The organism is Telluribacter humicola (genome assembly GCF_017355935.1).
GTDB classification, from domain to species: domain Bacteria; phylum Bacteroidota; class Bacteroidia; order Cytophagales; family Spirosomataceae; genus Telluribacter; species Telluribacter humicola.
The window spans coordinates 168,421-189,536 of the sequence record NZ_JAFIQT010000004.1 but is presented as its reverse complement, the minus strand read 5'-3'; the positions used below and the strand labels follow the sequence as shown (position 1 = coordinate 189,536).

The following is a 21,116-nucleotide window of genomic DNA, read 5'->3' as shown; positions in this document are numbered from 1 at the left end:
CTATATCCGTATCATTAATAAAAATCCTCTCATTCTATGCGTCTAAGCTTTACGTGTCTGCTTGTATGTCTGTCCTTTTGGACAGCGGCCCAGGACAAGGTTACTATCAGTGGCTTTGTGAAAGAGATGGGTAGTCAGGAGCAGTTGCCGGGTGTTAATGTTTATGTGGCAGGCACGGCTTATGGAGTAGTAACGAATACCTACGGCTTTTACTCTCTTACCCTGCCCGCCCGCGATAGTATTCAACTGGTATACTCCTACGTAGGTTACCAGCAAACCGTGCGGAACCTGTTCCTTACCGAAAACACGCAACTAAACGTCCTGCTTACCAGTGTCAATCAACTGGAAGAAGTGACCATATCGGCCCGCCGACAGGATGATTACACGAGTCGGTCGGCCCAGATGAGTCAGGTGGAAGTACCTATACAGCAGATTAAGAAGATTCCGGCCTTTTTTGGCGAGAAGGATGTACTCAAAGTACTGCAATTGATGCCGGGCGTTCAGAAAGGCTCCGAAGGACAGACGGGGCTGTACGTACGAGGCGGTGGACCAGACCAGAACCTCATCATCCTGGACGATGCGGTTGTATACAATGCCAATCATCTATTTGGCTTTTTCTCCATTTTCAACAGTGATGCGCTCAAAAGCGTCGAGCTGACCAAGGGAGGTTTTCCGGCGCGGTACGGGGGACGGTTGTCGTCGGTACTGGATATGAATATGAAGGAGGGTAGTAAGGATAAGCTGCACGGCGAGGGAGGCATCGGGCTTATTTCGTCTCGCCTAACCCTGGAAGGACCGTTGGTTAAGGGAAAATCTTCATTTCTGGTGTCGGGACGGCGTACGTACATTGATGCACTGGCCGCACCGCTCATTGCCTCACAGCAAAAGAACGAAGAAAGCAAGGTAAAGCCCGGCTACTATTTCTATGACCTGAACGCCAAAGTCAACTATGATCTGGGGCAAAAAGACAAACTTTACCTCAGCGGGTACTTCGGGCGTGACCGGTTTTATGTCAACGAAGCAGGACCCGATACGGACTCTCAGAATGGCTTGAACTGGGGAAATACGACGGCTACGCTCCGCTGGAATCACCTGTTCGGCCAGAAACTCTTCGCCAATACTTCGGTCATTGCCAGCAACTTTATCTTTGGGATTCACAGCAACATTAGAGACAAAAACGAGGATGGTAGCCTGTCGAATGAATTTACTCTGCGCTACGACTCCCGTATCCGTGATTACGGCGTCAAGACTGACTTCGATTACTACCCGGCCTCGGGACATGCCATCAAGTTTGGGGCTCAGGTAACCCACCACCACTTTGTACCTTCAGCCGTTGCTATCCAGGGATCTTTCATCAATCAGGCAATTGAGCGTTCCGTTAAGCCCGTCAATACTGTAGAGAGCGGTCTGTATGTGGAGGATACCTGGCAGCCTTTCGATGCGCTTAAGATGAACGTAGGTTTCAGGTTAAGCTCATTCAAGACCGAAACCAAGAACTACATCCGGCCTGAGCCCCGCTTTTCGGCCGCCCTGCGGTTGGCGCAGGACTTCTCGTTGAAAGCATCTTACGCTCAGATGAACCAGTACGTACACCTGCTTTCCAATACCGGACTTGGGCTACCTACCGACCTGTGGGTACCTACCACCGACCGCGTAGCGCCTCAGCAGTCACAACAGGTGGCCGTGGGGCTAGCCATAGACCTGGAGAAACCCGCCCTGACGCTGACGCTGGAAGGGTACTATAAAAACATGGACAACATCCTGAACTACAAAGAAGGAGCTTCATTCCTGAGTCTAAGCGGTGAAAACGCCGATGAACTAAGCTGGGAGGATAACATAACCGCCGGGCGTGGATGGTCGTACGGCGCAGAATTTCTGATCCACAAAAAGACCGGCCGCTTCTCGGGCTGGGTTGGCTACACGCTTTCCTGGACCAAATGGCAGTTTCCGGAGCTTAATTTCGGCGAAATATTCTACCCCCGCTACGACCGTCGTCACGATATTTCGGTAGTTGGTATCTATGAACTTAGTAAGCGAGTGACCCTGTCGGGGACCTGGGTATACGGTACAGGCAATGCCCTGACGGTACCTCTATCGCAATACAACGCCTATCCTGACAATGCTATTGTTCCCCGGAGTCAGCTGAACTGGTTTGGTATACCCGTTAATGAATACGGGGCTAAAAACACTTTCCGGGCCGAACCGTACCACCGCCTCGACCTGGCAGTACAGTTCCATAAAAAAATGAAGCGCCACGAACGTACCTGGGAGTTTGGGATCTATAATGGATACAACCGCCGCAATCCATTCTTTTACAATATAGATTCCGAACCTACGACTGATTCCCAGGGAAACACTAAAAATAAGATGGTACTGAAGCGCTACTCGCTGTTCCCATTACTGCCTTCTGTTAGCTATAATTTCAAATTCTAAAGGAGTACCCTAACCGATAATAGTCCAAAGAAGGTTATGAAAGCCATTTATATATATACCCAAAAGCTCGCTGCAACTTTTATACCGGGACTAGCAGCCAGAGCGTATTCTCCGCAGTCCCAGTCCCGGCTGTTCACGGGCTATGGACAGGTAATTATTCTGTTTCTGCTCCTGACTGGTTTGTCATCCTGCGAAACGCTGGTCAATACCATCCCCGAATCCAAACTTCCCAAGACAGAATCGCAATTGACCCTTTTTTCATTCATATCGCCTAATGACACAGCTATTCGGGTAAAGGTGAGCCAGACGTATCCGCTATTTAGTGAATATAGCGTTGGGCCTGGTACTTCCATGATCATCTCGGAGGGGGATACCATCTACGGAAACTTTGACAGCTTTGCCACAGCCACGGTGGTAATTAGTGATGGGGTCACGAGTGTTACCTTGCCTTATGACTCCCAGCTTCAAATCTATTCTATACCAGCTCAACGTTTTCGGATAAAGACGGGCATGACCTACACGCTTACTGTTACCGATGGGAAACGAACTATACAAGCCAGTTGTACTGTTCCACCGGATCAGGTACCCATCAATGATTATACCCTTGACACTACATTGACCACCAGTTTTTTTGGCCGCGATACTACGCTGAGATTAAGTTATACGTGGAATGACATCGCCGGTAAAGAAAACTACTACCGCGTGAAAGCCTATGAACTGTTTGAGTACTCGGAGGTCATCACAGACTCCATCACACAGCAGACAAAGGAAACGCGTAAGCTGGGGCGGTCTTATTTCGGGTGGTCCGATGCCTTAGGACGGGGAGTCTTCCAGAATGATGCGAATATGGACGGTACGCTATTCACCTCTCCGCAGGGGCGCAAGCCATTAGTAGATAGGCAGTACCTAAACTCCATAGCCGGGAGTCCGGTCAAGCCTGAACGTGGACCTGTAAGCAGAGGGCTTTTTCTTTCGCTTCTCAATACCGACTCTAATTACTACCTGTTTCACCGCAGCGTGCAGGCGCAGGACGATAACCCTTTTTCGGAACCTGCTTTAATTTATACCAACGTGAAGGGCGGGCTAGGCGTTTTTGCCGCCTATAATCAGAGCAATCGGGTAGTCAGACCCTGACAATATGAACTGGGTCTATATAAGATTAGAGGCTCCTGTAACTCTTTAACTATGCGAAGAACTGGTAGAGGGTCCTTTTATAATAACTACCATATTCAGGAAGAAACCCACCAGACAGATCGCCTGTACTAATCCGCCCGCTGCGCGAAGGTCGGTATACGGCAAAAGATCTCCGGCTAGTCGGACCCCTAAAGCCAGTGATGACAGCAGTGGCCAGGTATACAAGCTCGGATGATAGTACTTACCCACCTGCCCGAGTACGCCCGGAAGTATAATGGGGGCATGCGCAAAGATCATCGAGAATACAAAGCCCAGGAAAAAGGTATGCAGGGAGGCATCGTACCAGTATCCTCCCGGTAGAGGAAACAGAAAAAGCAGACCACAAAGGATAAGCCAGCAATACCCCATGATAAGCAGCACTCCGCTGTAATGTGGCTGCCCCTGTTTTTTAATGGATTTGAAAGCCATATCGTATCGTAGGAGCCAGGCCGCTATCATCAGCATACCCGCGCCAGTAATTGGTTGCCCCAGGCCATGAAATGGCTGTGCCACTCCCAGCAGGAAAACGGCAACAGACAGCCACAGAAGAGATTGCTGCCAGGGCCTGATAGGTAAAAACCGGCTTAACTCCAATCTCTCGGCCACGATGGTCAGAAGCAGGAAGGCGAACCACCAGGGTACGGCCAGAGGGTAGAATCCGGTACTTAGCAGGACGACATGACCTATAATCAGACAAACACTCCCCCCAAAAAGCAGATAGTAGTAGCTATGGCGGTACCAGCCCAGGAACAGAAATGTCATAACCGCCATCCCCAGACTACCACCCAGCAATAGCAACAGGCCTGCGTAGGGATATCCCATACCAAATGCCGGCAGACTTAGCCCACTCAGAAGAGGAGCGAGTAGGGCCCAGCGTGATTTGAATACGACGGCCCGTTCGAGGCAAATAAGTGTACCCAGAAAGCTACCTACCATGAGTGCCCCGTGCTGCCCCACGGCATAGGAAACGGGGAAAGACCATCCCATCCGTAACAAGCCCGACAGTAACCCCAGTACCAGCGAAAGTACTGCCAATGGTAGCAGCAGAAGTTGCGGTGTCTTTATTATACGGTTCATACCAACACAATTTTATCAAAATCAACCAGGAGAAGCCTCACCCACGTACGCTCCAAAACTTCATGTACATACTTTGTCGCTCGATGGAGGTCCCTAAAGATCACCTTTAGATCAATGTTGTTCAGTGGCTGATAATGCGGCCTTCCATGCTGATTCAAAACAAGCGTATAGTAGACGGGTGAATTATGATGAGACTCAACTACACGACTGACATTCGTCAACCTCTGCAGAAAGCGAGCACAATACCTTTGCACCTCAATCGAAGTACAACTCTTTATAAACTTTACATATGGAAACTACATATCAAGTGGATGCTACGGCAGTTACAGTTGGGGAAATTGTCGCCGCGGATATCCGATCGGCGGAGGTATTCAAGCGTCTGGGGATAGATTTCTGCTGCAATGGGAAGCGTACCCTGGATGAAGCCTGCCAGCGTGCGGGTGTACCTGTACCGGTAGTGCTGGAAAAGCTGGAAAAACTGCCAAATAGAGAACGCTTGGCTTCTGAACAGTTTGATCAGTGGGAACCGGATTTTCTGGCTGATTATATCCTGAATGTACACCACCGCTACCTGTACCAGAATTTGCCTTTCATACAGGCGTTGGTGGAAAAGGTAGCTACTAAGCACGGCGACCGCTACCCGGACCTGAAACTGGTACAAAAGAGTTTTGAGGAGCTAAGTGAAGAATTAATCTCTCACATGCAGAAAGAGGAAGAAGTCCTGTTTCCCACTGTAAAGCGACTGGTTGTGGCTGGTAAGGTACCTGATTCCCAAATTGGAAATACACCTATCCTGCAGGCACCTATCGACGTGATGGAACACGAGCACGATAGTGCCGGTACCCTTTTGTTTCGCCTAAGGGATTATACCAATGATTATACACCTACCGAAGATGCCTGCAATTCACACCGGCTGATGCTGTCGAAGCTCTCTGAGCTGGAATCCGACCTGATGCAGCACATCCACCTCGAAAACAATATCCTGTTCCCCAAAGCACTGGCGCTGGAGAAACAGCTTATACTCGGGTAACAGCTTGTTGTCTTATGCCTGGTAGCTAACTAACCAACTTCATCCGGATTACAGACAGCTAAGATAAATTGATCGTATAGCCTGCGAAGCCTACTGAACAGTACTTGAAGCATGCTTTATTCAGACGTTCAAACTAAACCTGCAATATCATGCAGATCTATTGACCGGTCTAGCTGGACTGTGGCTCTGGGCTGGTGGGTACTTGCCGGTGGGTTGGGTGTACTACTCAGGTACATGATGGTAGGACCTGCCACCTGTTTTGATTATACCTATCTGTTGCATGCCCACTCCCATGTAGTACTACTGGGGTGGGCATGCAATGCGTTGTACCTGGGCCTTGTAGCCAGTTTTCTGCCAGCTCAGCGTTCATCATCCTACCGGTGGATGTGGATAGGCTTTCAGATAGCGGTAGCAGGGATGCTGGTATTCTTTCCAATACAGGGCTATGCCGCTGGCTCCATTGCTTTTTCTACCGTACACGTGTTACTTACCTACTGGATGTCTGTACGACTCTGGCGGGACCTTCGGGGGCAAAAGTCACTATCTGTCGGTCTGTTACGATGGGGAATCATATTTTTGGTACTATCTACCATAGGACCTTATTTTTTAGGGTACTTCAAGGCCAACCAGATGCAGCATACAATCTGGTACAACCTCTCTATTTACTACTACCTCCACTTCCTGTATAATGGCTGGTTCCAGTTTGGGTGCCTGGCCCTGCTGTTTCGATGGTTTGAAAACCGGGAGATTGTGCTTTCGGTACCTGGCAGTACCCTTTTCCTGAGAGCTATGGTGGTAGCGGTATTCGGCACCCTTGCTTTATCGGCACTATGGACGTCGCCACCCGCATGGATATGGATAGTTGGTGCCCTGTCTGCTATTATTCAGACAATAGCGGGGGGATGGCTGATCTGTTTTGTATGGCAGTTCCGCAAAAGAATCATTCAGCAACTACAACCAATAGCAGCTCTGCTAGCCGGACTAGCTATTATTTCCTTCGCCCTTAAAATATTCCTTCAGCTATTCTCCGTTCTTCCCTGGGCGGTACAATTTTCCTCGCAGCAACGCCCAATAGTCATTGCCTACCTGCACCTGGTATTCATTGGCTTTATCAGCTTCTTTCTAATGGCCTGGGCAGTACAATACAAACGCCTGGTGCTTTCCAGAAGGGTACTTAGGTGGTTTGTGTTTTTCTTTACTGTTTCTGAATTACTACTGGTGGTACCTGCCTTGCTCGTTACAACCGGATTTGGCTTTATGCCCTACTACTATGAAAGTCTGCTGGTGGTTTCAGTGGGGCTATGGATGGGGGTACTGGTAATCTGGGTTAAGCAGCTACGAATGAGTACTGGGGCAGGAAAGATTCACTCACTAGTATCAAGGTAGTTAGCCCCACTTGAAATCTAAGACCGGTAGCCCGCCCGGGATTTATCCTCTTTGTCCATCTATCATTCTTATAGTCCACTAAAAACAGATCGCTTCAATATTGGGTTAAGGAGTATTAATTTTACGATTTATATACAGATGTAGCTTTCACTCTTAGAACATTCATAACTTCAAGTCTTCATTTTGATTATTTGAAGTTACTGAAGACAATCGCTCATGATACAACCCGAACTTGAAGTAAACGAAAATGTACTTGCTCAGGCATTTGGTCAGCATCTACTTGCTACCAATCTGACCAGTTTGATGCTTTTTCGTGCCATTCGAAATGATAAGGGTGAAATTCAGGATCTACAGCTGATGTATCAGAATCAGGCGGCGCTGGAAAGTCCTTTTCTGGGTGTTTTAGCCACTGTAGGGCAAAAGTTAACAGAAGAGTACCCTAATACAAAGACCGTTGGTCAGTTCTATAGGTACGTAGAGGTGATCGAAACAGGCATTCCTTTCGCTGCTGTAAAGCATTATGCGGATAAGGACCAGACCTTTCATATAGCCGCTACCAAGTACGAAGATGGCCTAATCCTGAGCTACTACAACCTAACAGAAAAGCAGCTGGCAGAACGTAAGTCTCAACAACAGGCGCAAGTCCTGCAAACGATTCTGGATAGCAGTCAGGATGCCATTATTGTATGGGAACCTCTTCGTAATCAGGAGTGCAAGATTATTGATTTTAAAGCCTACCAGTTTAATCAGGCGTCCTTCATGGATGGTGTATATTCCCAGGAGGACTACTACCGTCTGACTCTGACACAGATTTCACCGGGCGCTAGTAAATATATCCCCCAATATGCTCAGGTAATCGAAACAGGTACCCCGCTACGAATAGAACGGCATATTCAGAGGGGTGGGCGTGACCTGTGGCTTGATATTTCGGTAACAAAGCTGGGGGATAAAATGCTGGCTATTTATAAGAATATTTCGCCTTATAGGAAAGCTACGCTTGAACTAGAAGCCCGGAATCAACTGCTGGATGGTATCCTCGACAGCTCGGATAATATCATTTTCCTGGCCGAAGCCGAGCGTGACCAGACAGGTACTATAGTTGACTTTCGTATTTCAAAAGGAAACAAACTTGCCCTGGATGGATTCAGGGAAGCCTTCGGAATTGATGTAATTGGAATATCGATTCTAGAGTTAGTCGGTAAAGCTCCTGAACTACTGGATGAAGCCATTAACGTGGTCGAAACAGGTGTCCCACTTGTACTCGAGCAGAGGTATTCTTCGGATACCGACAGATGGCATAAAGTAAGCTTAAAAAAATTGAATAATGGGCTTGTAGCTACCTACGTAGATGTAACAGCTATTCAAAAAGCCCTCCTTGATGTACAGCACCAAAAGGAGCTGATAGAGGGCGTCCTGGATAGCTCTATCAATGGCGTGTATGCCATGGAACCCATCCTGAATGAGCAAGAGGAGATTATAGACTTCAGAATCCTGATGGTCAACCAGGCGGCGGCTAAGTTTTCGAATCTATCTCCGGACGAGCAGGTAGGGAGCAGGTACCTTAGCCTATTCCCGTCAGTGAAAGACCTCGGCTTCTTTAACCAGTACGTTGAGGCTATTAGTCAAAATAAGCCCTTCCGTGCAGAAATGAGCTTTCCCTCTCCTGATGGAACACATACTTTTTGGTACGATATGTCACTGGTCCGGATGAAAAACGGGCTAGTCATCCTGTCATTCCTGGACATCACTGAAAGGATGCTGCTACATCAAAAGCAGGAGAGCCTTCTGGAAGAACTACGACAGTCTAATGTCGATCTGGAACAGTTTGCCTATGTGGCTTCACATGACTTGCAGGAGCCAGCCCGCAAGATTACCCTTTTCAGTGATATGCTTACCAGGCAGTATGCTTCGCAGCTGCCACCGTCTGGGGCAGAGTTGACGGGGAGGATCCAGGTGGCCAGCAGCCGGATGCAGGAACTGATCAACGGACTACTGACCTATTCCCGATTCTCCTCCCATAAGCTGGACCCGGAGATCGTGTCTTTGGATGCTGTTATACTGGATGTCCTGCAGGACCTTGAAACTTCCATTGACGAAAAAGAGGCTCGGATTACCGTGAGAAAATTACCAAGGATAAAGGGTAATCCCATACAGCTTCATCAACTATTCCTGAACCTGATCAGCAACGCCTTAAAGTTTTCAAAGGAGGGAGCCATTCCCGAAATCATTGTGGAAGCGGGACCCGCTACCGAAGAAGAGCTGGCTGAAACGGTTTCAGGTAGGGGAAGACGATGGGTAGCTATCCGGGTAAAGGATAACGGCATTGGCTTTGAACCCACCTACCGAAAGCAGGTCTTCGAGATATTCAAGCGGCTGCACGGGCGGACCCAATATGCGGGCAACGGGCTAGGCCTGGCTATCTGTAAAAAAGTGGCCGAACTCCACGGGGGAGGGATTACTACATTTAGTACACCCGATCTGGGTACTACCTTCGTGGTAGTCCTACCTGTCTATGCACACTAACATGTCACCGTACTAACAACAGAAGTATAGGTTACAGGCAGGTATCACTTCATTTCATTCAACAGGTTCCGTAAGTGATCCAGGTGCCGGCCGAACTTCTTTTGGGCTAAAGCCCTGCTTAGGTAGTACTGAAATACCAGATAAGCGGCATACGAAGCGAACCGCACCACTGGAGGCAGTGCATGCCAGGTACTAAGCATCCGCACATGCTGAAACAGGGGTATCACTTCCAGCAGGAGGATGAAAAAAATGATTATAATCCTGGCGCCAACGGCTTGCCACTGCAGGCGCTTCTCCATCATCGTTACGTACTGTTCCAGATTGTTCTTTACCGCTCCATCCATGCTTTCCATTTTATGGGTAAGCCGGTAGTTAAGGTACAATGCCCCAATCATTGATAAACAAAACCCAATATAGGTCCAGAACAGGAGGTGGGAGGAAACACTCTCAATGTTTTTTACCTGAGTAATGGTGACTGCTGACATGAGAGCGGTGACAGCTATCATCTGCTTGCGAAAAGCAGCCTGCAGTGAGGCTATAGGCCCTTTACTTTTTTGCTGGATCAGTTCCATGATATCGGGTGTAGTTGTTTGTTTATGATCTTCCTGTTTCCAGGCTTGTTTAAAGTCGTCAAGTTCCATGTCTACTTGTTATTGGTAAGCTGTCGTAATTTGTCCTTGATGCGGGTCATCTTCACCCGAAGGTTACCTTGCGATATCCCCAGGATCTCCTCCATCTCGTCGTAACTGCGGCCTTCGAGGTACAGCATTACGATGGCCTTCTCGATTTCATTAAGTTGGGCAATGGCTTCATTCAATTGGGTCCATTGCTCCTCTTCGTCACCTCTTTCATCGGCTACATGGGTAGGTAGGTGTTCCGCTTCATAGGAGGTGATAAGGTTCTTTTGCTTCCGTAGGCCGGTAACAGCCGTATTGATAGCTACGCGGTACAGCCAGGTACTGAATTTTGATTGGCCTCTGAAATTTGGATAAGCCCTCCACATATGAATTACGATCTCCTGGAAGAGATCTTGGCGGTCTGCTTCTGTATAAGCATACATCCGGCATACCTTGTGGATCATGGTGCTGTGTTCGCTGATCCGCCTTTCAAATTCTTTTTCTGTGTCCTTGTCTGCCACTCTTGCGAAGCTTTTACCAATTAGTCGTGAAGTAGAGATAAATGTTACACGGGCAGAAAAAAGATTTTCTCTTGCCAACAGAGGTACCAAGAAAGTCAGATCATTATAAACAATAAAGCACTCCGTAAAGAAGTGCTTTATCACCAGGCTGTGCGGTATAGCCAGGACCTAGATCAGCAAAGAGTTTAAACTACTATATATAAATGCTAAACTACAAACGCCGACTTCGCTATATAATCATGCGACTGTTTGACAGCCTCCAGTTGTGAAAGGGAAGAACTACTGACGGGGTTAGGGTATTCATGCTCTACATAATACCGTTCCAGACCACCGGTCGCGTATCCTGTCCGGAAGATGTTTTCAAAGTTCAGAAAACCGGTCGAACCTACAATGTCCCTGTCTTTGATGTGCAAAAGAGGGAAGCGCCCGGGGTATCGCTTAAAATAGGTAACCGGATCACACTGGCCCATTACTGCCCAGTACACATCCATCTCAAAGAATACAAGACCGGGATCAGTATTTTTGATAAGGAAGTCATAAAAGATTTCGCTGGGGTAGGAGTCCTTCGTAATTTCCATCTCCGGCGACCAATCCTCTCCCCGTTTTAGTCCAATCCGTTTGAACTCCTGACTATGGTTATGGTAGCCCCAGCGCATACCAGCCTGTTTGGCCAGCTCGCCCGTCTGGTTAAATACCTCACAGACCAGTTTGGCATCATCCAGCGTATTGACAACGGGCATAGCAGGCTGTACCATCACTGGTATTCCCAACTCCTGATGATCAGCCACGGCCCGCTTCCAGAATTCAAGAATAGCCTTTCTGTTATCTTTGGTATACGTCTCTATCTGGATACTACGCTCCCCTTTACCGGTCCCTCCGCCATCCCCAAACTTATAAAAGCTCTGGAGAGGAGGTTCCAGGTGTGAGCTGGTAGGTTCCAGACCGATGTCAACCAGCATCTTCCTGTAGTCCTTTAACGCATAACCCAGTACGGAGCCTTTATTATCTTTCTGTTCATAGCCATAGAGCTCAATGTGGGAGTAACCAATATTCTTCAGGGCTTTCAAGGATCCTACCATGTCCTGCTTTAGTTGCCGCCGGATCGAATAGGTCTGGATACCAATCTTCTTGGCCAGTGGTGCATCAGCAACTTCCTGAATAGTACCGCCTGGAAGTATTCCGGTGGCCGCAAGCGCCGTAGCGTTCTTAATAAAAGATCGTCTTTTTTGCATAGAGGGTACTGATAAGGGTAGGAGATCTAAAGTATCAATATAATAGATTAGTTGATCACAATACAGGGTGGTGTTTGGATGATGACAAATCTTATCCGCTCCTAATTGTAGCTTTTTGACCATCTTCACTACTAAATAGCGGGGGAGGTAAAATCTAATGTTTTTGGGCTCCAGATTAACAGAAAATGGGTGTAACAATCATGTATAATCAGTAAGTACATGAGCAGGGGTGGAGATAGCTATTTAAGCACCACAAGTACCACGCTTACTAACAGGCAAGAAGGAGAAATCCAGTACAGCAGGAGTGCATTGACCAGTAGTGAATTCTACCAGTAGGTACGACTTGTACATACTGATGATATACAGTCTGATCAACAAAGTAAGGCTGGAACTGGATTTGGCATATAAGTTGCGCACTATATCCGGTATTGGTTGCTCAACTTAAACCCTACGTCTGACTTGAATAAATTAGAGAAGAATATTGATACATACCAGCAAGCTAGTGAAGGAGATACCCCTCATATTGCTTCCAGTTTTAATGTTCTGGTACTGGATAATCTGCCAGCCGCCATCGGAGTCATCGATAGGCAGGGCAATCTGATTTATGCCAACGCAACATGGGAAAGATACATTTCTGAATTTGACACAACCAAACAAGAACTGGTAAACAATGTATATCCTGATCTTTGCCAAATCGCTGATGAGGTAGAGGCCGGTAGGGTACAAGCTGGTGTGGATGAGGTCCTGCGGGCAGAGCTAAGTGAGTTTAGTTTTGAATTGTTATGTCCTTTTTCTGATCAGGAACGGTGGTTTAAAGCACTTGTATCTCCTATCGTACAAGATTGTTCTATTGTGGCTGCGACTGTCATGCATATAGATATAACGGACAGAAAAAGAGCTGAATTACAAACTCAATTAGCCTTACAGGAAAAGCAGACCGTAATTGATGAGAAACAAAAGATACTGGATATGTCACTGGACCTTATCTGTTCTTTTGATGAAGAGGGGAGGTTTGTGCAGGTAAATAGTGCATGCAGAGATATATTAGGCTATGAACCGGAGGAGCTGGTAGGGGTACCCTATTTAAATATGGTATATGAAGCGGACCATGGTAAGATGAGGGAAGCCCGGATAGTGGTAGGTGAAGATATGCGAAACTTTGAGAACCGCTATGTTCGAAAAGACGGTACGTTGGTACACCTTCTTTGGACGGCCCGATGGGATGAAGAGGACCGAAGGTACTTTTGTATAGGTCGGGATATATCCGTCAATAAACGAGCAGAAGAGCAGAAAGATACTTACAACAAGAAGATCTCTACTATACTTAACAGTATCACGGATGGCTTCTATACTGTCAACAAAGACTGGATAGTTACCTACTGGAATAAGAAAGCGGAACAAATAACAGGTTTGTCCCGAAAGGATGCATTAGATAAGTGCATCTGGGAGCTTTTTCCGGGTGCTACCCAAATGAAATACTATACTGAGTATCACAGAGCTGTTTCAGAACAGGTACCTGTTCACTTCGTAGAACGATCCTCCGTAAAGAATCTATGGCTGGATGTAAGTGCCTATCCGTCCGAAGAAGGGTTATCAGTATATTCCAAGGATATAACGGCCCGTAAGCTGGCCGACGAACAGGTGCGTATAGCCAATGAGCGCTATGAAATAGTGACCAGAGTAACTCAGGATGCTATCTGGGATTATGATGTAGCAACCAACAAAGCAACCTGGGGAGGTGGCTTTGGATTACTCTTTGGCTATGATATGGCGAAGGAAGTAACAAACATGGAGGCCTGGATTAGTAAAATCCATCCGGATGATCTGCCATGGTTTATGGACGGGTATGCACAAAGCTTCCAGCAGCCCGATGTTAATCAATTTGAAGCAACTTATAGGGCCCAAAAGTCCGATGGTACTTATGCTACGGTTCTGGGAAGGGGATTTATCGTAAGGGATCAGGATGGGAATCCGACTCGAATAGTTGGAGCCATTCAGGATATAACCAGACATATAGAGCGGGAGCAGGAAAGAGAAAAGCTGATTAAGGAACTCTCACAGGCCAATGCCGAACTGAAACAGTTTACGTATATCACCTCTCATAATTTCCGGGCTCCCTTGTCTAACCTGCTGGGATTACTGGACCTGATGAAGGCGATACCCATTGAAGATCCCATGCTGGCAGAGATCATCGAAGGTTTTCGTAAATCTACTACAGCTCTGCACGAGACCGTGAATGATCTCATACAGGTACTTATTACTAAAGGTAACCCCTCCCAAAGTAAAGAACAGTTAAGCATACGGGAAGTTTTTGACAAGGTTTACCACCAGATCCGTATTTCGGTAGAAGAAGCAGGTACTGAGATACAGTATGATGACCAGCTGGCCCCGATGGTGTATTTTGACCGCTCCTACCTCGAAAGTATTCTGCTGAACCTGCTGACCAACTCTGTGAAGTACCGGTCCTATCAGAGAGCGCTCCGCATTAATATCACCACCCGCGATACCGGCGATTCGGTACAGCTCCTGTTTAGCGATAACGGCATTGGCATGGATCTGGATCGTTACCGGGACCGGCTATTTGGCCTATACCAGCGTTTCCACGATCGTCCGGATAGTAAGGGGCTGGGCCTGTACCTGGTGAAGTCGCAAATTGAAGCCCTTGGAGGCAGTATTGATGTAGAAAGTCAGGTGGATCAGGGGACAACGTTTACCATCACTTTTACTAAATAATCGCTCAATGATAGATCAGGTACTATACATAGATGATGATCCAACGGCTCAGCTCATATTCAGGCTGGCCAACAGTAAGGCTTCGTTTGCCAAAGAAGTACGCACAGCTTCCAACGGGCAGATGGCGCTGGATTATTATCATCAACTGGCAGTTGAGCAGGGGACCGATGTATACCCTCACCTTGTATTCCTGGACCTGGACATGCCCGTAATGGGAGGCTATGAGTTTCTGGACCAATTTGTGGAGCAGTACTATGAGCGATTCCCCCATACCAGGGTCATGATTATCTCCTCCTCAGTCAACCCCAGCGATCGACAAAAGGCGCGGCAGTACCCTTGTGTAGTTGATTTTATTTCTAAACCAATCACTGTTGAGTTTCTTACAGCTATGATCCCTGTACTGGATAAGCCGTAGCCTAAGCTAAATGCAAGTTTCAGAGCAGGACTACTGAGTAGGGCATTCAGGTGCCTGTTCAGTAGGCTACATCAGCCATCTCACTATTACATTTATATTTTACTTCTGGATGCGGTATAGCTGCTATCCGGTTAGCTTGCCAAAGAGACCCGGTTGAGGAGGTACATAGCAAAAGTGCCGTTCTGGTTCATTCATGTGGTCGTACTGTATGGGTACATTAGTATAGACATGCTCACTGGTAGCAATCAGACTGTTTAGGCCAACAGCCACTACTTTCCAGAGTTTTACATCTTCCCCAATACTATGACGATAGTAAAAGCGGTCGCCGGGCTCTAGTTCATGAGGTAACTTCATTGCAATACGGTTTTATTATCTGTTAAAGAGTATTTATTATCTGTTAAAGAGTATACAGTTTATCCTGTTGAATTTTCTAATAATCTATCCGACTAGCTAAATAGGAATAGCCCTTCTTCGTCTATCTCCCCGGGTATCAAATCGTAAAGTATATATGCAAGATTACCTTCATTGATATCCATCTTTTTTCCTCTTATTCCTCTTGAAAAATAGTGTACCAGCCAACTTGTCTAAAGCGAACGCATAACCAGTCTACAAATCTTAAAAAGCCATAACTGCCTTGAAATCAGGAGACAGAAGGGTAGTGGAGGAGGAGGTTGTATTGGTCAATTGAATAGCTACTAAGAAAACAATCTGGGCTGGAAATGGTTGAACTGTAGTCTTTATTTCTTCCCTGAAACAGTTTCTAAAACTTTGAGCATATGGCAAAAGCAGATGAAACTCTTGAAAACAAGGTGACTGGAGAGAAAGTCCGTTGGCTGAAAACAGCACGGGATACAGATGGAAACTATCTGCAGTATGACTGGTACATAGCTCCCCGGTCCCAACGATTACTTCGTCACTATCACAGCTATCAGACGGAGACTATTTCCGTACAATCGGGTGCTCTAACAGTAGACTGTGATGGTACCTTACATCTTCTGCATCGGGGTGATACCCTGACTATACAGAAGGGACAGCTCCACCAGTGGTGGAACCAGGAAGATGAGCCCGTAATGGCTACAGTTACCGTAGAACCGGCGCTGAATACCGAAACGCAGATTGAACAGCTGTTTGGGCTGTGTAACGATGGGCAGGTTACGTTTGACGAACGATTACCCTTTTTGCAGCAGGTGGTACTATCAGAAGAGTACGATCTGAAAGTGGTAGGTCTGCCGGAAAAGACCAACAGCCTGTCGTACCGGCTGCTTACTTCATTTGCCAGCATACTAGGCTATAAGGGGTACTATCCGCAGTATTCCGGCGAGCGACGAAAGATTGAGGTCACTCTACCCTATATTAGGAAGCAGGCTGGTTAAGCAACTACTAGAACAAACTTTTTTATATCTACACCTATCTGCATCACCCGCTGGTTACGCTGGCGGGGATGTTCTTTTTAGAAGCATCTATTAAAGGACGTGTATCTACTTCCCTTTTTTGTGTTACCGGAATCAGTACTTTTTGAACAGTTTATGGAGCTTCTTGCTAATCAGTGCATAGCCTTTGTCCGAAGGGTGCAGGCCGTCATAGGTCTGGTCCACCGCATCCAGAGGGTAGGGGTACTCATCTTGTTCCGGATTGAAGGGAACCTGGGTGTAGGCCGGGTACACGTAGTTCTGGTACTGACCGGTTTCAGGATTTTTAAGTCGCTTGTACTTTATTAGCTTCTCCAGTCGTAAGGCTCGGGTGTGGTAGAGGTCAATGACGGGAAGTCGTTCCAATCGTCCAATGGAGTCAATCGCCTGAGCAAAGGTCTCCAGATATTGTCCATTTTTTGGCTGGTAAGACCCAAACGCATTGTTTTTGTAGTTGAAGAGGTAGACAAAGTCCGCTCGCTGCATAGGTGTGATCAGGACAATGTGGGCCTGTGGATTCAGAGTACGTAACTTATCCAGAATAATGCGGAAGGAACCATACACAGTGGCATTACCAGTACTATTCTGATAATCCTTCAACTGGCCCAGCGGGCGGCCCGCCCACCAGTCATTGGTCCCCAGAAATACCGTATAGATATCGGCTTTACGGATACCTAGCTTGTCGATAGACTCGGCGATGCGACCAGCGGTCCACCCATTATGCCCCTGGTTGATATAGTTGATATGAGGCAACTTCTCGGTAATCAGAGTCATGTATCCCTTTGTAACTCTATGGTCGGTCTCGTTCTGATGGTCGTTCAGGTAGGTGATAGAATCTCCGATAGCCACCCAGGTGAGGGGCTTATTGGTAAATGAGCTGAATAGGGCCAACAGGACCACCACCAGGAAGAGTATACTTTTCTTGTACATGAAATTAAGAAAATTTACTAGATCGCTAAATAAAAAAAGCTTGTATAGTTAGCTGACAAAAGCAGAATAAGTACTATTTCTATTGTCAATGGGAAAATGATCTGTAATATGACTTTTCTTCCCCTGAAGTCATAGCCCCCGAACCGGCTATTCAATAAATAGCTGGTTCGGGGGCTATCGTTATATTCCTATCAGTAGATACTGATAAGGAGGCTTACTTCTTCTTACCCTTCTTCTCCGATATTAGAAAGGCTATCGCCTTATCGTAATACGAATCTATCATTACACCGGGGCCGTGGCCTCCACCTTGGACTATAACCATACTACTTTTTATACCTTCAGCTTTTAACTTCTCGTACAGCTTTTCACTTTGGCAAGGCGGTACCAACGGATCTTTATCTCCGTGAAAAATCAGGAACGGAGGATTATCCTTTCGTACATATTGTATTGGATTGGCCAGAGCAACCTTGGCGGGATTCTTCTGGATAGGCCCTCCGATCAAGACTGACTCCGGCGATTGCGCATCGTCATGCTTCATGGTGCTACCGCAGCTATCCATGATGAGGAAGTCAGTAGGTCCAAACCAGTCTACTACCGCATCCACTTTGCTGCTGGTTCCGGTATGTTTGCCAAGATTTCCTTCAACATCTATGTCCAACCCCTGTATAGTGGTCCCTTTTACGGAGTTGGTTGTACCGGCCATGGCAGCCAGATGTCCACCTGATGACCAACCTGTGATGCCAATAAAGGAATTGTCAAGACCAAATTTAGCCGCGTTAGCCCGTACATAACGAATGGCGGCTTTTACATCGTGGATCTGGGCCGGGAACTGGGCGTCGCCGCTTGATCGGTAGTTGATGCTGACCACCGCAAAGCCACTATCCAGCAGCTTTTGTCCTATACCCGTAGCGAAGGTATTGGCTTTCCAGGAATTAGATCGCCAGGCACTGCCATAGGTAGAAATAACTACCGGAAAAGGCCCGCTACCGGTCTTGGGTAAATGGATATCCAGCTTATGGCCGGTAAGTCCATCGCCTACGTAATCCAGATCCAGCCAGTGCGTGGATGACTGAATGGCCAGTTTGACCGGGTCAATAGTGGCGGGCTGGTCCCTGTTTTGTTGTGCATTCACGCCCATAGTAAGTAAGGTTAGAGCGATAGTTAGTATCTTCTTCATGTACGGGTTCTGGGGTTTTGAGCTTGAAGCTGTATCTACACAACCTATCCTTAAAAAGTGATCAGGTTGCTATTAATACCTAGTCTTTTTTGGGAGCCTGAGCCGGCGGTGGACCTGGCCGCTCTAGCAGCACTACATCCAGTTCGGCCATTTTCTCAAAATTAGGTCCTCCTGTCGGTACTTGTGGATACACATGCTGCGTATAGGGCTGTGCCGACCTGAAAAAATCCTCAAATACACCCGGTGTGAGCATACCCATAAAACGGGTATATGGACTCTTCAGCTGAAAGGCATGGATAGTACCGGCTGGCACCGATACGAAGTCGCCAGGGTTAACGTCCAGCAGGGATTGATTAGCCCACATGCTCATCTGCCCATCAATACAGAAGAACGTTTCAGTATGCTTGAGGTGGTAGTGCTTACCGATCATGGGACCAGCCGGACCTTCGGTCGAAACGATCAGGAGCTTTCCGTTGGTAGTGGCATTATCACTTAATATCCCAAAAAGTTGATCACCTATAGTATACCGATCTCCTTCACCGACGGCCAGTACGTAGGGCATCACAGACTTGGGTAGTACAGCGTTGGTAACCCTCTGGGGAGTCTGTCCCGCGAGCGGCTTGTCGTCGAACTGTACATCAGCTACCTGCTCAGCTTTTTTCAGATCGGCCTGGGGCAGAGCCGGTACATGGTCCGAGGGCTGCACGTAGCCGGTATAGGACTTACCCAATGTACGGTACATAGCTCCCAAACGATTCCCGTTACTGATCGACATCAACTGGGTATGGTGTGACAGCATCCGGAAGGCATGGGCTGTAGCTGGAGGAATGCTGGCAAAATCGCCCTTGATCATACGGTGGTGCTTACCGGCCAGCCAGAGTTCTACTTCGCCATCCAAAACCAGTATGGCTTCGTGCGTAGTACTGTGACTGTGGGAAGGCAATGCGGCTCCTTTTCCGCCGGTAATGACCGTCCATTCGTAAAGGTCGCCTGTATCACTGCCTCTGGCAATGAAGTTAACTACCATCCCACCTACCAGATAGCGCTCACCCTCACCACTGCGGAGGTAGTACGGAATTTTCTGACCGGGTAGTTCACCTTTAGGAGTAACGGCCTGAATGGCCTCCAGGCCTCCTTGTATGAAGGCTCCTTTTTCAAGCATTGAGGCAGCGGCGGACTGTGCAAGTACCTGACCATCGAAAGTAGTAAGTCCCAGCAGGGCGGCTAGTACCAGTTTCCCTTTTAGTATTCTATGTAGCGTCATACGGTTTGTTATTTACAAAATAGTCTTATAAATGTACCACAATAGCGCCCGGATGAGTAGCATAAACCGTACCTTTACTAGCACAAACCGAACATGCATAAGTGAAGGGATATTATATCTCATGACAGAATATGATGGGCAGTAGTATAAAAGCAACCTATGGGCAATAACGTAGTTAATTTCAATCTGTACGGGGAGCCCTACTCTCCCCTGTTACCGAACTTCGTACATAGTGAGCGTCTGGAAGATCGTCTTCATAGAATATACTGGACCATTGAGCCGCACCTGCATACCGACCTGTTTCAACTTATACTGATCGAAACAGGTCAGCTCACCACAACCTTAGGGGCAAGTAAGGTTCATCTGCAGGCCCCCTGTCTGCAGACTATACCGGTAGATGTACTGCATAGCTGCCAGTTCACAAAGGATGTAACGGGTTCGACCCTTCTGCTGTCAAATTCTTATCTGGACACCATCTTCAATGCGTCGCCCGCCGTACTGGTTACCCTTAATCAGGCCCAGATTATCCAGTCTAATACCGATGAGGAAGCTTTTGGAAAGCTGGCCGGACTAGTAGAGCAGGTACACGACGAACTGTTTGATAACCGTCCCGAGCGATCACTGGCTATACAGGCCGGTCTGTCCCTGCTACTCCTGGAAATATACCGGCTGGTTCATCTGCAAAAGACAGATCAGCAGGCTACATCCAATCGAATTCTGGCCTATTTCCGAAGCTTTCAGTTCCTGATCAAAGAGCACGTTCGTCACGGACGCAGTATACAGCAGTATGCCGAAGAACTTGGTATAACGCCTGTACACCTGAACCGCGTATGTCGGCAAGTGGTGAATCAGTCGGCGCTGGAAGTGGTGCAGGACCATGTACTGTCTGAAGCGAAAAGGTACCTGCTGCATTCTTCTTATACTATTTCTGAGATTGCCTATCTTCTCAACTTTGATGATCCCAACTACTTCACGCGTTTGTTTCGTAAGCGATTGGGTGTTTCACCCCGGACGTATCGGGAGAAGACTAATCCCTTAGATCAGAAAATAGGAAGAATATAGTAGGTAGTACTACTACATGAGTTCCTGAAACCATAAGGGGACGCAGGCAGGCTTCCTGCCTCTATCTCCTAGCTTGTAAATGATCTGTCCGGGTCGTAATCTGGATCCCCTATAAACATTTTCGGACCTGAGGG

At 47.4% G+C, this 21,116-nt stretch carries 17 protein-coding genes; 9 read left to right on the top strand and 8 right to left on the bottom strand.

Going from position 1 to position 21,116, the window contains the following annotated elements; all coding sequences use genetic code 11:
- The first annotated feature begins 36 nt into the window (after nucleotides 1-36).
- Both JUB14_RS18875 and JUB14_RS18870 read left to right on the top strand, forming a co-directional pair.
- Nucleotides 37-2,433: a TonB-dependent receptor gene (locus JUB14_RS18875; RefSeq protein WP_207508375.1), complete on the top strand. Its 2,397-nt coding sequence runs from the start codon at nucleotides 37-39 to the stop codon at nucleotides 2,431-2,433.
- A 36-nt stretch (nucleotides 2,434-2,469) separates the two neighbouring features.
- The gene (locus JUB14_RS18870) at nucleotides 2,470-3,567 is read left to right on the top strand and encodes a DUF4249 domain-containing protein (protein WP_207508374.1); all 1,098 of its coding nucleotides are present in this window, start codon (nucleotides 2,470-2,472) and stop codon (nucleotides 3,565-3,567) included.
- Between the two features lie 45 nt (nucleotides 3,568-3,612).
- Here JUB14_RS18870 and JUB14_RS18865 read toward each other — a convergent pair whose 3' ends face one another.
- Nucleotides 3,613-4,683 carry a DUF8744 domain-containing protein gene (locus JUB14_RS18865; protein WP_207508373.1) on the bottom strand — a complete coding sequence of 357 codons (1,071 nt, stop codon included), beginning with the start codon at nucleotides 4,681-4,683 and terminating at the stop codon, nucleotides 3,613-3,615.
- Nucleotides 4,684-4,972: 289 nt separating this feature from the next.
- Between JUB14_RS18865 and ric the strand changes: the two genes are divergently transcribed.
- The 3 genes from ric (at nucleotide 4,973) to JUB14_RS18850 (ending at nucleotide 9,622) form a co-directional block, all read left to right on the top strand.
- Complete coding sequence (gene ric, locus JUB14_RS18860; protein WP_207508372.1) at nucleotides 4,973-5,713, top strand: iron-sulfur cluster repair di-iron protein; 741 nt, start codon at nucleotides 4,973-4,975, stop codon at nucleotides 5,711-5,713.
- A 111-nt stretch (nucleotides 5,714-5,824) separates the two neighbouring features.
- Nucleotides 5,825-7,099, top strand: coding sequence for a hypothetical protein (locus tag JUB14_RS18855; RefSeq protein ID WP_207508371.1), 1,275 nt, complete (start codon nucleotides 5,825-5,827; stop codon nucleotides 7,097-7,099).
- A gap of 216 nt (nucleotides 7,100-7,315) precedes the next feature.
- Nucleotides 7,316-9,622 carry a PAS domain-containing sensor histidine kinase gene (locus JUB14_RS18850; RefSeq protein ID WP_207508370.1) on the top strand — a complete coding sequence of 769 codons (2,307 nt, stop codon included), beginning with the start codon at nucleotides 7,316-7,318 and terminating at the stop codon, nucleotides 9,620-9,622.
- A 44-nt stretch (nucleotides 9,623-9,666) separates the two neighbouring features.
- Here the strand turns inward: JUB14_RS18850 and JUB14_RS18845 are convergent, their stop codons facing one another.
- The 3 genes from JUB14_RS18845 to JUB14_RS18835 all read right to left on the bottom strand — a co-directional run bounded on the left by JUB14_RS18845 (nucleotide 9,667) and on the right by JUB14_RS18835 (nucleotide 11,992).
- Nucleotides 9,667-10,263, bottom strand: a complete 597-nt coding sequence (locus JUB14_RS18845; RefSeq protein ID WP_207508369.1) for a hypothetical protein — start codon at nucleotides 10,261-10,263, stop codon at nucleotides 9,667-9,669.
- Between the two features lie 2 nt (nucleotides 10,264-10,265).
- A complete protein-coding gene (locus tag JUB14_RS18840) occupies nucleotides 10,266-10,760 on the bottom strand; it encodes an RNA polymerase sigma factor (protein WP_207508368.1) in 495 nt (164 codons plus the stop codon).
- A 206-nt stretch (nucleotides 10,761-10,966) separates the two neighbouring features.
- Entirely contained in the window at nucleotides 10,967-11,992 is a 1,026-nt protein-coding gene (locus JUB14_RS18835; RefSeq protein WP_207508367.1) for a sugar phosphate isomerase/epimerase family protein, read from the bottom strand.
- Nucleotides 11,993-12,451: 459 nt separating this feature from the next.
- Here JUB14_RS18835 and JUB14_RS18830 point away from each other — a divergent pair, with 459 nt between their 5' ends.
- Together JUB14_RS18830 and JUB14_RS18825 are read left to right on the top strand one after the other, a co-directional pair.
- Nucleotides 12,452-14,725 (top strand): PAS domain S-box protein, encoded by a 2,274-nt coding sequence (locus JUB14_RS18830; RefSeq protein WP_207508366.1) that lies wholly within the window; start codon nucleotides 12,452-12,454, stop codon nucleotides 14,723-14,725.
- A gap of 7 nt (nucleotides 14,726-14,732) precedes the next feature.
- On the top strand, nucleotides 14,733-15,140 hold the full coding sequence (locus JUB14_RS18825) for a response regulator (RefSeq protein WP_207508365.1): 408 nt from the start codon (nucleotides 14,733-14,735) through the stop codon (nucleotides 15,138-15,140).
- Between the two features lie 123 nt (nucleotides 15,141-15,263).
- On the opposite strand, the gene JUB14_RS18820 is transcribed toward JUB14_RS18825, so the two are convergent.
- Nucleotides 15,264-15,494 carry a hypothetical protein gene (locus tag JUB14_RS18820; protein WP_207508364.1) on the bottom strand — a complete coding sequence of 77 codons (231 nt, stop codon included), beginning with the start codon at nucleotides 15,492-15,494 and terminating at the stop codon, nucleotides 15,264-15,266.
- Nucleotides 15,495-15,916: 422 nt separating this feature from the next.
- Here JUB14_RS18820 and JUB14_RS18815 point away from each other — a divergent pair, with 422 nt between their 5' ends.
- Nucleotides 15,917-16,513 carry a cupin domain-containing protein gene (locus JUB14_RS18815; RefSeq protein WP_207508363.1) on the top strand — a complete coding sequence of 199 codons (597 nt, stop codon included), beginning with the start codon at nucleotides 15,917-15,919 and terminating at the stop codon, nucleotides 16,511-16,513.
- A 132-nt stretch (nucleotides 16,514-16,645) separates the two neighbouring features.
- Here the strand turns inward: JUB14_RS18815 and JUB14_RS18810 are convergent, their stop codons facing one another.
- From JUB14_RS18810 to JUB14_RS18800, 3 genes are all read right to left on the bottom strand, one after another.
- Entirely contained in the window at nucleotides 16,646-17,479 is an 834-nt protein-coding gene (locus JUB14_RS18810) for an SGNH/GDSL hydrolase family protein (protein ID WP_207508362.1), read from the bottom strand.
- Nucleotides 17,480-17,693: 214 nt separating this feature from the next.
- Nucleotides 17,694-18,656, bottom strand: a complete 963-nt coding sequence (locus JUB14_RS18805; RefSeq protein ID WP_207508361.1) for an alpha/beta hydrolase — start codon at nucleotides 18,654-18,656, stop codon at nucleotides 17,694-17,696.
- Nucleotides 18,657-18,735: 79 nt separating this feature from the next.
- Nucleotides 18,736-19,920 (bottom strand): quercetin 2,3-dioxygenase, encoded by a 1,185-nt coding sequence (locus JUB14_RS18800; protein ID WP_207508360.1) that lies wholly within the window; start codon nucleotides 19,918-19,920, stop codon nucleotides 18,736-18,738.
- Nucleotides 19,921-20,079: 159 nt separating this feature from the next.
- On the opposite strand from JUB14_RS18800, the gene JUB14_RS18795 reads away from it, so the two are divergent.
- A complete protein-coding gene (locus tag JUB14_RS18795; protein WP_207508359.1) occupies nucleotides 20,080-20,982 on the top strand; it encodes an AraC family transcriptional regulator in 903 nt (300 codons plus the stop codon).
- Nucleotides 20,983-21,116 lie beyond the last annotated feature (134 nt).

Excerpts from the sequence above, each read along its gene's own strand:
- JUB14_RS18875 (WP_207508375.1), top strand. The coding sequence starts at position 37 with ATGCGTCTAAGCTTTACGTGTCTGCTTGTATGTCTGTCCTTTTGGACA.
- JUB14_RS18870 (WP_207508374.1), top strand. The coding sequence starts at position 2,470 with ATGAAAGCCATTTATATATATACCCAAAAGCTCGCTGCAACTTTTATA.
- JUB14_RS18865 (WP_207508373.1), bottom strand. The coding sequence starts at position 4,683 with ATGAACCGTATAATAAAGACACCGCAACTTCTGCTGCTACCATTGGCA.
- ric (WP_207508372.1), top strand. The coding sequence starts at position 4,973 with ATGGAAACTACATATCAAGTGGATGCTACGGCAGTTACAGTTGGGGAA.
- JUB14_RS18855 (WP_207508371.1), top strand. The coding sequence starts at position 5,825 with ATGCTTTATTCAGACGTTCAAACTAAACCTGCAATATCATGCAGATCT.
- JUB14_RS18850 (WP_207508370.1), top strand. The coding sequence starts at position 7,316 with ATGATACAACCCGAACTTGAAGTAAACGAAAATGTACTTGCTCAGGCA.
- JUB14_RS18845 (WP_207508369.1), bottom strand. The coding sequence starts at position 10,263 with ATGGAACTTGACGACTTTAAACAAGCCTGGAAACAGGAAGATCATAAA.
- JUB14_RS18835 (WP_207508367.1), bottom strand. The coding sequence starts at position 11,992 with ATGCAAAAAAGACGATCTTTTATTAAGAACGCTACGGCGCTTGCGGCC.
- JUB14_RS18825 (WP_207508365.1), top strand. The coding sequence starts at position 14,733 with ATGATAGATCAGGTACTATACATAGATGATGATCCAACGGCTCAGCTC.
- JUB14_RS18820 (WP_207508364.1), bottom strand. The coding sequence starts at position 15,494 with ATGAAGTTACCTCATGAACTAGAGCCCGGCGACCGCTTTTACTATCGT.
- JUB14_RS18815 (WP_207508363.1), top strand. The coding sequence starts at position 15,917 with ATGGCAAAAGCAGATGAAACTCTTGAAAACAAGGTGACTGGAGAGAAA.
- JUB14_RS18810 (WP_207508362.1), bottom strand. The coding sequence starts at position 17,479 with ATGTACAAGAAAAGTATACTCTTCCTGGTGGTGGTCCTGTTGGCCCTA.
- JUB14_RS18805 (WP_207508361.1), bottom strand. The coding sequence starts at position 18,656 with ATGAAGAAGATACTAACTATCGCTCTAACCTTACTTACTATGGGCGTG.
- JUB14_RS18800 (WP_207508360.1), bottom strand. The coding sequence starts at position 19,920 with ATGACGCTACATAGAATACTAAAAGGGAAACTGGTACTAGCCGCCCTG.
- JUB14_RS18795 (WP_207508359.1), top strand. The coding sequence starts at position 20,080 with ATGGGCAATAACGTAGTTAATTTCAATCTGTACGGGGAGCCCTACTCT.